Annotated in this window: 8 protein-coding genes; 6 read left to right on the top strand and 2 right to left on the bottom strand. The window is 67.0% G+C overall.

Going from position 1 to position 13,095, the window contains the following annotated elements; genetic code table 11:
- Positions 1-68: 68 nt before the first annotated feature.
- Together DIZ26_RS36690 and DIZ26_RS36685 are read right to left on the bottom strand one after the other, a co-directional pair.
- Positions 69-3,377: a TIM-barrel domain-containing protein gene (locus DIZ26_RS36690; RefSeq protein ID WP_112249178.1), complete on the bottom strand. Its 3,309-nt coding sequence runs from the start codon at positions 3,375-3,377 to the stop codon at positions 69-71.
- A 184-nt stretch (positions 3,378-3,561) separates the two neighbouring features.
- The gene (locus DIZ26_RS36685) at positions 3,562-4,743 is read right to left on the bottom strand and encodes an ROK family transcriptional regulator (RefSeq protein ID WP_112249177.1); all 1,182 of its coding nucleotides are present in this window, start codon (positions 4,741-4,743) and stop codon (positions 3,562-3,564) included.
- 179 nt (positions 4,744-4,922) lie between these two features.
- Between DIZ26_RS36685 and DIZ26_RS36680 the strand changes: the two genes are divergently transcribed.
- From DIZ26_RS36680 to DIZ26_RS36650, 6 genes are all read left to right on the top strand, one after another.
- Positions 4,923-7,139 carry a glycoside hydrolase domain-containing protein gene (locus DIZ26_RS36680; protein WP_112249176.1) on the top strand — a complete coding sequence of 739 codons (2,217 nt, stop codon included), beginning with the start codon at positions 4,923-4,925 and terminating at the stop codon, positions 7,137-7,139.
- Positions 7,136-8,437: a glycosyltransferase gene (locus DIZ26_RS36675; protein WP_112249175.1), complete on the top strand. Its 1,302-nt coding sequence runs from the start codon at positions 7,136-7,138 to the stop codon at positions 8,435-8,437. The genes DIZ26_RS36680 and DIZ26_RS36675 overlap by 4 nt, the downstream gene beginning before the upstream one ends.
- An 82-nt stretch (positions 8,438-8,519) precedes the next feature.
- Positions 8,520-9,965 carry an ROK family transcriptional regulator gene (locus DIZ26_RS38500; RefSeq protein WP_232828949.1) on the top strand — a complete coding sequence of 482 codons (1,446 nt, stop codon included), beginning with the start codon at positions 8,520-8,522 and terminating at the stop codon, positions 9,963-9,965.
- A gap of 53 nt (positions 9,966-10,018) precedes the next feature.
- Positions 10,019-10,999, top strand: a complete 981-nt coding sequence (locus DIZ26_RS36660; protein ID WP_232828947.1) for a carbohydrate ABC transporter permease — start codon at positions 10,019-10,021, stop codon at positions 10,997-10,999.
- Positions 10,992-11,816, top strand: a complete 825-nt coding sequence (locus tag DIZ26_RS36655; protein ID WP_112249174.1) for a carbohydrate ABC transporter permease — start codon at positions 10,992-10,994, stop codon at positions 11,814-11,816. Before DIZ26_RS36660 ends, DIZ26_RS36655 begins: the two co-directional genes overlap by 8 nt.
- 20 nt (positions 11,817-11,836) lie before the next feature.
- The gene (locus DIZ26_RS36650) at positions 11,837-13,093 is read left to right on the top strand and encodes an ABC transporter substrate-binding protein (RefSeq protein WP_112249173.1); all 1,257 of its coding nucleotides are present in this window, start codon (positions 11,837-11,839) and stop codon (positions 13,091-13,093) included.
- Positions 13,094-13,095: the final 2 nt, after the last annotated feature.

The following is a 13,095-nucleotide window of genomic DNA, read 5'->3' as shown; positions in this document are numbered from 1 at the left end:
GGCCTGCGCAGTTTGAGTCGGCAGGACTACCAGCAATGGAATCAGTAACAGGAAAGCTGCTAAACGCTTCATGGGCGTGCCACCGTCACGTTGTCGAGGTTGATACCGCCTGAGCCGTACAACACTTTGACCACGCGTTTACCGGCGGTGAGGCTGGTTGTCAGCGTTGCCGTTCCCCACGTGTCCCAGTTACCGGTGCTCGGCAGATTGACCGTGCCGACGCTCACGCCGTCGATCTGGATCGTGCGGATTGCGGTGGTCGCCGCGCCGTTGGAGTAGCGCAGCTTGATCACGTGGCTGCCAGTGACGTCGGCGTTCGCGTCGATCGAGACGTTGTCACCAGCAGTCTCGAAGCCGTCTACGAAACCCGTTCCGGTGTAGCCCGGGTGATCCGTGTTCGTCGTCGTACCGGTGTTCGTACCGAACTCGGCCTCGTAGCCGGCCTTGTCCACGCCGTTCAGTACTACGCTCCGCGCGCTTGCGCTCGACGCGGTCTTGATCAGCGTGAGCTGCTGGACCGGGTCCCAGTACCACCCCTCGGTCGCACCTTGCAGAGCGGCGAGAGTCGCGTGCGCGGTCATCGTCGTACCGTCCTTCGTCACGCTCGTCGGCTTCGACGACGCGACCTGCAACGTGCTCTTCGTGGCCAGCGGCGGCACGCTGACGGTGACCTGGTGAGCGGCGAAGTTCTCGGTCGAGGTGACCGTGCGGGTCTGGTTCGCCGAGTCCTCGAAGTACCCGTAGCTCGTCGTACCGGACGGGTAGATGCGGAACGCCAGGTTGGTGTAGTTGTCGACGCTGTTGCCGATGTTGCCGCCGAGGTCGTAGTTCGCGTTCAAGTTGAGCGGGACGATCGCGCCGGCCTTGGCGTAGACGGGGATGGTGCCGGTGTCGGCGTTGTAGACCTTGGTTCCGGCGCCTTGAGCGCGGCCGCCGTTCCAGAAGTCGTACCACTCGCCGGCCGGCAGGTAGACGTTCTTACTGGTCGCGCCCTGCGTGGTGATCGGTGCCACCAGCAACTGACGGCCGAACATGTACTGCTGATCCTGCGCGGCCGCGGTCGCGTCGTTCGGGTAGGCGATGCTCATCGCCTGCATCATCGGAAGCCCTGTGGTGGAAGCGTTCTTGGCTTCCGTGTAGAGGTAGGGAATCAGGTTCATCCGGGTGTTGGCGAACTTGCGGAACTTCGGCACCACGGTCGAGTCACCCGAGCGGGCCTGCACGTTCCACGGCGTACGGGCTTCGGAGACCGCCGGGTTCGACTTCTCCGAGTGGTACTGCATGATCGGCGCGAAGGTCGCCTGCGCGGCGGCCCGCAGGTAGAGCTCGCTGCTCGGGAACGTCCCGGTGAAGCCGCCGAGGTCCCAGGACCAGAACGGGATGCCACTCGCCCCGGCGCTCTGACCGGCCCGGACGGCCTGCTGGAAGGCGTCGAAGGTGGATGCCTGGTCACCGGCCCAGAAGATCGAATTCGCCTGCGCGCCCGACGTACCGCCGCGGCTGAACAAGGTGCCCTGGGCACCCTTCTTCGTGGTGACGAAGTCGTTGTAGGCCCTGGTGTACTCGTTCGGGTAGCCGTTGTGCAGTTCGTCGCCCTTGCGGCCCGAGTTGCTCGTCACGTTGCGGCCGAAGACCGCCTCGCTGCCGTCCGTCTTGAGTCCGTCGATGCCGATGTCGTCGAACAGGTAGGAGCGCTTGCTCATCCACCAGTTCGTCGCCGCGGTGTTGGTGAAGTCCGGCACCGTGCTGTTGCCGAACCACTGGCCGGCCGGGATCCGGTACGGACCACCGGCACCGTCGCCGAGAACGTAGCCCTGGGCAACGGCATAGTCGCGGTCGTTGATGTGCTGCTGCGGCGGTGTCGACGGGTTGGTGTCGAAGTCCTGTTTCAGGACCGGGATCTGCCAAAGCACCATCTTCACGCCCTGGTTGTGCGCGGCCGTCACCATCGCCTTGGGATCGGTCCACTCACCACCGGCCGGGAAGGTCAGGTCCGCGTAGGTGAGCGCCTGGTTCCCCGGCTTCGGGGTGTAGGTCGCGCCGTGCCACAGGTAGAAGGTCGCCTCGTCGCTCCACTGCTCGAGCACCATCGCGGTGTGCGGGATCTGGTTCGAGGTCATGTTGGCGAGTTCGGCGTTGACCTCCGCCTGGGTGTTCCACTCGTTCGCGGAACCCCAGAGCCCGAACGACCACTTCGGCGGCAGCTTGGGCCGCGCGGTGGTCGCGGTGTACTGGTCGAGGATCTCGGCCCGCGTACCGGTGAAGAAGTAGTAGTCGACGGTCGAGTTGAGCGCGCCGCCCGTGTCGACGGTGAAGCCCGCCATATCGCTGAAATGCGTGCCGAGGTTGAACACGGAGTACCGGGTGCTCGGGACGTAGATGCCGTAGCCGGCCGAGTTGGTCACGAACGGGACGCTGAGGTACGTGCGCGCGGTCGGGCCCTGGTCCTGGTACTGGTTGTAGACGTAGTTGCTGACGTCTTTACCGCGCTGGTTCAACGCGTCGTACCGCTCGCCGAGGCCTTCGAAGCGCTCGGTGGTCGGGGACAGCCAGTGGTCCTCGACCTTGGTGACCGTCGTACTGCCGTCGCTGGCCCAGCCGGTGTTGCGGAAGGTGGCCGGGTCGTACTGCCGGGCGATCAGCGTCGTACCGTCGCCCTTGTAGACGGCTACCCGATAGGGCGACTTCTGGATCTTGAGGACCACCTTCGTGGTGGCGATCTGGAGGGTGCCCGCGCTGTCGGTCACCGTGTACGCCGAGGAGCCGGTGATGTTGAGACCGCTCCCGGTCGGAGCGACCTGGACATGGAACCGGTCGATCGCGGGGAACGCGAAGCGCACCTTCGGCGTGAAGCTGCCCGCGGTGTCGCCGGTGGTCACGTCGACGCTGGTGCCGTTGTTGACGAAGCCGGAGACGTTGCCGGTACCGGAGTACGACGTCACCGCGAACGAGAACGGGCCGGTGGTCTTCTGGTTCGCGCCGTCCACGTCGGCGTTCACCGTGTAGGTGATCTGGTCGCCGCGCGCGAAGGTGCCGAGACCGACCTTCCAGTACGTGTTGTTGCCACTGTTGTAGTCGAACGACGCCCCGATCGGCGTCTGGTTCACGCCGTTCTTCGTCCAGGTGATCCAGACCGTCTGCCCGGGCGAGATCGGCCAGGTGGTGGCCTTGATCTGCACCGCCTCGCCGGCCATCGGGTCGCGCGGCGCCCGCTCGGTGGCAGTGGTGTTGTACAACTCGTCGGCGCCGTACGGCGCGTGGAAGACGCCGGTCAGCGTGCCGGCCCAGGCGGGGGCCGGGGTGAATTGGAAGATCAGCGCTGCGAGCACCAGGAACGCAGCGGTCCACCGCCTTCGCGGCGTGACGGCATGCCTCATCTACGGCCTCACTTCTCTCCGGTCGGCGACCGGACGTGGGTGTGGTGTGTCGCCGGCGGCTGGGCAAGCCGGCCGGGTGGAGTTGCTGGTCGCGCCGGCCCCGGGTGGCCCGGGCCGGGATGGGTGGACTTGCTTGGTCGCACCGGCCTCGGGTGGGCCGGGGATGGGTTGTCGGGGGCGGGTGTCAGCTCGCCGATCTGGCGGTGAGCGAGGGCCTGCCGGCCTCGTCCGGTCGCAGGTTCGGCTGGAACAGCTCGCCCAGGAAGAGACCCGCGGCGCCTTGCGCCCAGGCCTCGTCGTCCCAGTCGTCCACGACGATCTCCAGGTCTCGCTGGAGGCCGTCGAAGACGGTGCTGCGCAGTGCGTCGTCGAAGCCGGGCAGGAACAGGTCCGCGGCGCGGGTGCCTTCCCCGGCGAGGACGATCAGCTTCGGATTGAGAAGATTCACCAGGTTGCCGACGGCCGTCCCCAGGGTTCGGCCGACTTGGTCGAAGATCTTTACCGTCGTCTCATCGCCTTGACGGGCTTTGTCGATCGCTTCCTCGATCGTGGCGGTCCCGGCCCGGGCGCAGATCGCCGGCTCACCGATCAGCGCCTCCAGGCAGCCGCTGCCGCCGCAGTCACACAAGGGGCCGTCGGCAACGACTTTGGTATGGCCGAACTCCCCCGCGCCGCCACCGGCACCGCGGTACAGCCTGCCGTCCAGAACCATGCCGAGGCCGATACCGCGGCCGATACTGACCACCGCGACGTCGGACACACCCCGCCCGGCCCCGAACCATTGCTCGTTCGCCACCAGGGTGTTGACGTCGTTGTCCACCACCACCGGCAGCCCGAGCTTCTTCTCCAGCAACGCCGCAAGCTCCACGTCGTGCCAGTCGGAGTACGTCCCGTGCCGGACCACCCCGCCGGCCCGGTCGATCACGCCGGCCACGCCGACGCCCACGCCGTACACGAGCCTGCCGCCTTTAAGCGACCGCACGGTCTTGGCAACAGTCCGTACTACGGTGCCGACGTCGCTAGTCGCGACCTCGGCCGTGGCCCGCTCAACGATTCCCGCGTTGAGATCGGTCAGTACTGCGATCACCCGCGTCTCGGTCAGCTTGATGCCGATCACATACCCCGCATCAGCCTTCAGCCCGAGCAACACCGGCCGCCGCCCACCCCCAGAACTCGCGGTCTCCCTCTCTTCGATCACCCCGTTGCCAAGCAACTCCCCAACAATCTCGGACACAGTAGGCAGGCTCAACCCGGTCCGCCTGGCCAACTCGGTCCGGGAAACCAACCCACCCCGAAGCTCCCCGAGCACCAGCGAAGAGTTGATCTCCCGGATCAACTCCTTGCTCCCCACCCGCACCGGCTGCATCCCCACCCCTTACTAAGGTCACCGAAGGAAGTCCCCCGGACGCTAACCCCAGCACAGGCGGCTGGTCAACAGTTCAGCCCCCTGGTTCCCGTAACCTGCGCGTCTCCTGCGGTCCATCCAGCCGAAACATGGGCTTCTTACCTTGAGGGTTCCTGTCGGGCGCGTGAGGCGGTGAGCTCATGTACGAGCACGTGGACCCGTTTGTGGGGAGCGGGGCTACTGAGTTGCCGGCGCCGGTGGGGTTGGCTGCGCGGTGGTGGTGGCCTAAGCCTCAGGTTGGGAATACGCATCCGGGGGCTGTGCATCCGTTCGGGATGGTGTCGGCGTGTGCGTATTCGGGGGCCTATCCGACGGGGTACGGGTTGTACGACTTCAACACCGAGGGGGTGCCGGGGCTGCTGTACGACCGGCCGGTCGCCTCGGGGTTCACGCACTTCCAGCAGTCCGGTACTGGGGCGATTCGCAAGTATTACAACTACTTTCGGGTCACGCCGATGCTGGGGCCGCTTGATGAGCTGGGTACTACGTGGGAGCTGTTGGACGAGGTGGCCGAGCCTGGGTACTACGCGGCGACGTTGAGTTCGGGGGTGCGTTGTGAGGTGACGGTGGGGCCGAAGTCGGCCGTTCATCGGTACACCTTTCCGGCGCATGACGCCGCGCGGATCGTCATCGACGCCTCGACCGGTGGGCTGGCCATCCCGCACGGGCGGACTGTGCCGCTGAAGGCGCATCTGGCGATGCTGGAGCCGGGAGTGGCTCAAGGGGAGATCCATGTCGAGGGTGTCCCGCTGGCCGTGCACTTGGAGGTCGATGCGCCGGGCTGGCGGCAGCTGCTGTGGTACGACCGGCGGCTGATGCCCGGCGGTACCCGGCTCGACTTCGACTACATCCGGCCGACCACGTTGCGGCCGTTCGGGCTGATGTTCATGGGCCCGTCGCGCGCCGAGCAGACCATCGAAGTACGGCTGGGGTTTTCGTTGCGCGGTTGCGAGGCTGCCCGCGACAACCTGCACACGGACGTCGGCCGCAGCCAGGCCACCTTCGCCGAGCGGCGCGTCAGCACTGCGGCCACCTGGCGCGAACACCTCGGCAAAATCCAGATCAAGGCCGGATCCGATGACCAGGCAACGGTTTTCGGTACCGCGCTCTACCACTCACTGGTCAAGCCGTGCTTCGCCCCGGACGAGAGTCCGTGGACGACCAGCGGCCCCTACGCCTTCGACATCTGCACCATGTGGGACATCTACCGCACTCAGCTTCCGCTGATGACGACACTGTTCCCAGAACGCTCGGTCGCCCTGGCCAACTCGATGCTGTCGATCTGCGAGCAGGAGGGCAATCTGCCGATCGGCTACCGGATGGCCAAGGGCGCCGACCGGTTCTCGCGGCAGGGCAGCGCGCTCGCGCACACCTTCCTGGCCGACCTGTGCCAACTGGATCTGCCGGGGATCGATTGGGACTGGGCCATGGTGCACCTGGAGATGGACCTGCGTCGGACGTACGGCGAGGACTATCTGGTGCATGGCGTGGCGCACCCGATCAGCCACACCCTCGACCTGGCTTATGCCTACCACTGCACCGCGGCGGTCGCCCGGAAGCTGCGCGACCGGCCCCTGGCCCAGCAGTTGAGCGACCTCGCCCATGGCTGGCGGGCGGCGTACGACCCGGGGACGGGTCTGTTGCGCGACTCGACGTTCTACGAGGGTGGCCGGTGGAACTACTCCTTCCGGCTGCTGCACGACATGCGCGCCCGGATCGCGCTCGCCGGCGGCGACGAGGCATTCGTGGCACTGCTCGACCGGTTCTTCGGGTACGACGCCGCGCCGGTCACCCAGCCAGGGGTCGCGCCGAGCGTGGCCGAGATGGACGCGGGATACGCCCTGTGCCGGTTCGAGGGACTGAACAACGAACCGGACTACGAGGCGCCGTGGTCGTACCACTACGCGGGCCGACCGGACCGAACCGCAGAGGTCGTGCATGCCGTCGTCGCCAACCAGTTCGGCACCGGCCGGGGCGGGCTGCCAGGGAACGACGATTCGGGCGGGCTGTCCGCGTGGTACGTGTTGGCGACGCTCGGGCTGTTCCCGGTGGCCGGGCAGAACCTGTTCCTGGTCAGCGCGCCGGCCGTGGCGGAGTCCACGATCCAGCTACCCGACGGCGACCTGTCGATCACCACCACAGGACTCGAGCCGGTCGAGGCAGGCGGACCGGTTTCCTACGTCCAGTCCGTCGCGGTCAACGGCAAGGCACTCGAACGCCCGTGGATCTCCGGCCGGGAGCTGCGGCACATCCGCAACCTGCACATCGAGCTCGGCCCTCAGCCCTCCGGCTGGGGCACCCGGATCAGGCCACCGTCCACGTCCGACCCACTGCCCGCCACGGGAGGTGATGCATGAGCATCAACGATGATCCGTCGGAGCCCGACCGCCGGCTTGTCCTGGTCGTCCGCGCCGACCCGGTGATCTGCGGGCACTCAGGTGAGGCCAGGTGCCTCGCGGAGGTAGCGCTCACTCGCGGCTTCGACGACGTGCGGATCGTGACCTGGCCGTTGGATGCGCTGGAGGCGGCCGGCCTGCCGTTGAAGCCGCTCGACGGCGTGCTGCCGTACAGCCCTGGTATCACCGTGGAGCGACCCGAGCCCGTTGGCGACTACCGGGTTCCGGACGGGCGCTACCTGTCCGGGCTGATCGGACGGCTGGTCGAGCTGTTCAGCGACGGCGTGCCGACGGTGGCGATGTCGCTGTACCTGAGCCCACACGCCATCGCCGTACAGGAGGCCGTTCAGGTGGCGCGCCAACTCGGCCCCGCACGGGTCACGACGATCGCCGAGGCGGTGGGGTCCGACATCACCAACGTGGTGCGCGAGTGCGTGAACACCGGCCGGTTCGGAGCAGCCGCGCACATCCTGTCGGTTTACTTGGCAGCCGACCACTGCGTGGCAGTCTCGGAGTACACCAAGGAGCTGATCGTCGCCTCTGCGGCCACACTCGACGGATTGCACGGTACGACGTTCGCCCAGCGGTGCCGCGAGCGCATCGCGATCTCCTACCCGGCGGTCGATTCCTGGTCGTACCTGTCGCTCACCGATGACAGGATCGCCGAAACCCTTGCCAGACGTGGACTTCAGCGGGACGGGTACGTGCTGTTCCTGTCGAGGATTGCCTCGGCGAAGGGGATCGACGACCTGATCGACGCGTACGCCGGGTCGAGGTCGGCCGAGCGGGTGCAACTGGTCCTCGCGGGTCGCGGGCCGCAAGAGGCCGAGGTGGTGGCGCGGGTGGCGGCAGCGGGCCTGGGCGATCGGGTGCGGGTGCTGACCGACGTGGACGACGCGGAGAAGCCTGCTCTGATGGCCGGGAGCGCCGCGTTCGTGCTGCCGACCCGTGAGCAGCCGGAGTTCGTCGAGACGTTCGGGATCGCGCTGGTCGAGAAGGCTCTCGCGGGTGGTGGACCGATCATCACGTGCGCGACCGGCGGCGTACCCGAGGCGGTCGGCGATACGGCCCTGCTGGTGCCGCAACGCGACCCGGCCAGGCTACGGACAGTGCTCGACGAAGTGGTGTGCGACTGGTCCTCCGAGCAGCGGGCGGCAGCCGAACAGCGCGCACGAGCGTACGCGTTGCAGTTCGACCGGGTTGCGGTCTTCGACCGGCTCTTCGCCCGCACGGAGGCTCCCGCCAGCCACGTCGCCTGAGTCCGAGGTCTTGACAGCCGTTCTGGATCGGCTTAGTTTTTGGCTAAATTTAGTGCCAAACTAAGTCGGGAGCGTCGCTGTGGTGAACCTGCAAGGGCCTGTTCCCCGGGGCGACCTGGTGCCGTCGGGCATCGTCGGGTTGCTGGGGACACAGGGACCTACGGCGCGGACCGATATTGCGCGAGCGCTCGGGTTGAGTCCGGCGACCGTCACGCAGGTGACCAAGGACCTGATCGCGCGCGGGCTGGTCGAGGAGCTGGAGTCGGTGCCGTCGAAGGGCGGCCGGCCGTCGCGGTTGCTCGGGTTGGTGCGGGACGCCGGGGTCGCGCTCGGCGCCAAGGTGACGGCCGATCATGTCGCGGTGGTGACCGTCGAGTTGGACGGGACGGTGCGCTCGTCGACGGAGATCGAGTACGACCCGGCCGCCGGCGACGCGATCGAGCGACTCGGGCAGATCCTTGCCAAGCAGGTCGCGGAGCTCGACGACACACTGCTCGGCGTCGGCGTCGGCGTACCGGGGGCGGTGGACTCGCAGGCATCGGGTGTCGTCGATGCGCCGACGCTGGGTTGGCAGGCCGCACGAGTCGGGCCCGTACTACGGGCCGCGATCGGTACGCCGGTTCTGGTCGACAATGACGTCAACACCCTTGCTGCCGCCGAGCGTCTCTACGGCATCGGGCGCGACCATTCGTCGTACCTGGTGATCACCATCGGTCGCGGTATCGGCTGCGGCATCGTCGTCGACGGCGGCATCTACCGAGGCGCCAACGGCGGAGCCGGCGAAATCGGCCACATCCCGGTCTGGCCGACGGCGACCATCTCCGCCGGCGCAACCGGCAGGAGCCGGGGCGACGCGCCTTCCTCAGCCACAGCCTCCGCCGGCCCAGCCGGCAGCAGCCGGGGCGACGCGCCTCCCTCAGCCACAGCCTCTGCCGCCGCAGCCGGCAGGAACCGGGGCGATGCGTCTTCCTCAGGCACAGCCTCCGCCGGCGCAGCCGGCAGGAGTTCCGGGGGCGCGGCCGTCTCCTCCCCCACCACCTCAGGTGGTCTCGCCGAAGGCGAGCCGCCGTGCACTTGTGGGTCCACGGGGTGTCTCGAAGCGCATATCGGGAGCGCGGGGTTGCAGCGGACGGCTCGGGCTCGGGGCGTGATCGGGCCGCGCGGTACCGCGGTGACGTTGTTGCGTGCGGCAATCAATGGGGATACCGGCGCGCGGCAGATCTTCGAAGAAGCGGGCTCGATGCTCGGGCGGGCGTTGGCCGGGGTGATTCACACGGTGGATCCCGAGGTGGTGGTGTTGATGGGTGAGGGAGTGGACGGGTGGGAGTTCTGGGAGACCGGGTTCGAGCCGTCGTTCCGGCGATCGTTGCTTCCGGCCCGCAAAGCGGTACCCGTGGTGGTGGAGCCGTGGACGGAGGTCCAGTGGGCCCGCGGCGCCGCCTCGCTGGTGCTGTCCAGCCCCTTCGACTCAGCCGGCAACGGCGGCGAACAAAGCCGCCTCGTCCGAGCCCGGCTGGGCGCGGGATGAGCCGCAGAGGCGGCACAGCCGCTGGCCAACCGCTGAGTGCAGTAACCGAACAAGTGCCGGACACCTCCGCCACACCGCCTTCCCTCAGCTCAGTCACCGCGAGCCGCAGGCGCGGAGGCGACGGCGGCCACGCGCCGACCTCGCGTCGTCGCAGTACGAGAACTCAGAAGCTGAAGAAGCTCGGCTGGGTGTTGTTCTTCCTGCTGCCCAGTGCGATACCGCTCTTCATCTTCACGTTGGTGCCGATGGTGTCCAGCTTGTGGGTGAGTTTGCACAAGTGGAATCTGATCTCGCCGATGGAGTGGGTCGGGCTCAAGAACTACACCAACCTGCTCGGCGACGAGATGACGCGACGCGTCTTCCTGCACACGCTGATCTACGTCGTCGGCTACCTGCCGATCGTGTACGCCGGTGGGCTGCTGCTCGCACTCGCGCTCAACCAGAAGCTGAAGGGACGCTCCTTCCTGCGAGCGACCTACTTCCTCCCGGTCGTCACCAGCTGGGTCGTCGTCGCTCTCGTCTGGAAATGGTTGCTCAATCCAACAAACGGGTTGGTCAACCAGCTCCTCGGTGGACTGGGTCTCCCCCAGCCGGGCTGGTGGACCGACCCGCACTGGGCGCTCCCGGCGGTGATCCTCTCGTCGGCCTGGAAGGACCTCGGATTCGTGATGGTGATCCTGCTGGCGGGACTGCAGTCGATCCCGACCGACGTCCACGAAGCGGCGAAGGTGGACGGATCGAACGCCTGGCAACGGTTCTGGCGGATCACCCTGCCGCTGCTGTCGCCCTCGACCTTCTTCGTGGTGGTGATCTCGTTGATCAACGGCTTCCAGGTCTTCGACCAGGTGTACGTGATGACGGCCGGCGGCCCGGCCGGCTCGAGCCAGGTCGTGGTCGGCCAGATCTACGACCTCACCTTCCGCTACGGCCGCGCCGGCGAGGCATCCGCGCTCTCCTGGATCCTCTTCGCAGTCATCCTCATCATCACCGTCTTCCAGATCCGCGGCCAGCGCCGGTGGGTGCACTATGCGTGACAGCAGGTCTCTCCCGGCGAAGCTCGCCCTGTACGCCGCTGTGCTGGTCGGCGCGGCGATCATGCTCTTCCCGTTCCTGTGGACCGTGATCACCTCGATCACGCCGGAAGGATCACTGGCCGACGGCCCGACCGTCTTCGTCGACAACCCGACGCTGAACGCCTATCGCACCCTGCTGGACGCGATGCCGATCTGGCGGATCATCCTGAACTCGCTCGGCGTCGCGGTGGTCTCCACGGTGCTGCAACTCGTCACCGGCTCGATGGCGGCGTACGGCTTCGCGCGGTTGCACTTCCCGCTGAAGAACGTGATCTTCGGGTTCTACCTGGCCACCTTGATGGTGCCGCTGCAGGTGCTCGTCGTCCCGCTGTTCATCGAGATGAAGACCCTGAACCTGCAGGACACGTACTTCGCGTTGCTGGCACCCACGATCGCCTCGGCGTTCGGGGTGTTCCTGCTCCGCCAGGCCGTCATCGGCGTCCCGACGGAACTCGACGAGGCCGCCACCATCGACGGCGCCGGCCACCTGCGGATCTTCACCACCATCGTGTTGCCGCTGATCCGGCCGGCCCTGGCCACCGTCGCGGTGTTCGCGTTCATGGGCAGCTGGAACAGCTTCCTCTGGCCGCTGGTCGTGATCCGGTCGCCGGAGTTCATGACCCTTCCGCTGGGCCTGTCCACGTTGCAGGGCCAGTTCACCACCCAGTGGGACGTCGTGATGGCGGGCTCCGTCGTCTCGATCGTGCCGATCGCCATCGTGTACCTGCTCGCGCAGCGCCACATCATCGCCGGTGTCGCCCACACAGGCATCAAGTAACAGAGAAAGTAGGAACCGCCATGCGTCACCTCAAGACCGTGGGCCTCGGCCTGACCGCAGCGCTCGCACTCACCCTGACCGCGTGCGGCCAGGGCTCGGCGACCAAGGAGGCCGCCGCGCCGGAAGGCAAGAGCGTCGTCCGCTACATGAACTTCTCCTCCAACGACGGCCACGAGAAGGACCTGACGGCAATCGTCAACGCCTTCCAGACCGCCAACCCGAACATCACCGTCCAGGTCGAGACAGTGCCGTACGCGGACTACTTCACGAAGCTGCAGACCTCGGTGGCTGGTGGCACCGCGGCCGACGCGTTCGAGCTGAACTACGAGAACTTCGTGACGTACGCGAAGAACGGTTCGCTGGCCGAGCTGAAGAACGTGGACACCGCGGCGTACAAGAAGTCCCTGGTGGACGCGTTCAACGACGGCGGCAAGCAGTACGGCGTACCGGAGTCGTTCTCCAACGTCGTCCTGTTCTACAACAAGGCGCTCTTCAAGAAGGCCGGGGTCGCCGAGCCGACCGCCGACTGGACCTGGAAGGACGAGCAGGCCGCCGCGGTCAAGCTGACCAACAAGGCGACGAAGACCTGGGGCGACTACCAGCCCGTGTCGTACAACGAGTTCTACAAGGTGCTCGCGCAGAACGGTGGCGAGTTCTTGAACGCCGACCGGACCGAGGCGACCTTCAACTCGCCGCAAGGTGTCGAGGCGGCCAAGTTCCTGATCGACAAGGTCGGCAAGACGATGCCGACCGAGGCCGACGGAGCCGGTACGCCGGACTTCGACTCGAAGCTGTTCAAGTCCGGCAAGCTCGCGATGTGGCACACCGGGATCTGGATGTTCTCCGCGATGACCGACGCGCCGTTCGACTGGGACGTCGTGGTCGAGCCGGGTAACACCAAGAAGGCGTCGGCGATGTTCGTGAACGGCCTGGTCGTCTCGGCCGCGTCCAAGAACGCCGAGGCAGCGCAGAAGTGGGTCACCTTCCTGGCGTCCTCGGACGACACCACCAAGACCCGGCTGGCCACCTCGTGGGAGCTGCCGCCGGTCGCCGACGAGGCGAAGCTTGCGCCGTACCTGGACCAGAAGAAGCCGGCCAACCGCAAGGCTGTCTTCACCGCGCTCGAGGACACCGTCCTGCCGCCGGTGATCGAGCGTCAGCAGGAGATGCAGGACCTGGTCACCCAGGAACTCACCTCCGCCGCGGCCGGCCGTAAGCCGGTGGAGAAGGCGCTCGCGGATGCCCAGACCAAGGTCAACGGCCTGCTGAAGAAGTGAAG

This window comes from Kribbella monticola (assembly GCF_003261635.1).
GTDB lineage: Bacteria > Actinomycetota > Actinomycetes > Propionibacteriales > Kribbellaceae > Kribbella > Kribbella monticola.
The sequence above is the reverse complement of the archived record's forward strand: the minus strand, read 5'-3'. Positions and strand labels throughout refer to the sequence as shown.

What these genes read in the sequence shown, in the direction of transcription:
- DIZ26_RS36675 (WP_112249175.1), top strand. Translation starts at nt 7,136, where the DNA reads ATGAGCATCAACGATGATCCGTCGGAGCCCGACCGCCGGCTTGTCCTG.
- DIZ26_RS36655 (WP_112249174.1), top strand. Translation starts at nt 10,992, where the DNA reads ATGCGTGACAGCAGGTCTCTCCCGGCGAAGCTCGCCCTGTACGCCGCT.
- DIZ26_RS36680 (WP_112249176.1), top strand. Translation starts at nt 4,923, where the DNA reads ATGTACGAGCACGTGGACCCGTTTGTGGGGAGCGGGGCTACTGAGTTG.
- DIZ26_RS36685 (WP_112249177.1), bottom strand. Translation starts at nt 4,743, where the DNA reads ATGCAGCCGGTGCGGGTGGGGAGCAAGGAGTTGATCCGGGAGATCAAC.
- DIZ26_RS36650 (WP_112249173.1), top strand. Translation starts at nt 11,837, where the DNA reads ATGCGTCACCTCAAGACCGTGGGCCTCGGCCTGACCGCAGCGCTCGCA.
- DIZ26_RS36690 (WP_112249178.1), bottom strand. Translation starts at nt 3,377, where the DNA reads ATGAGGCATGCCGTCACGCCGCGAAGGCGGTGGACCGCTGCGTTCCTG.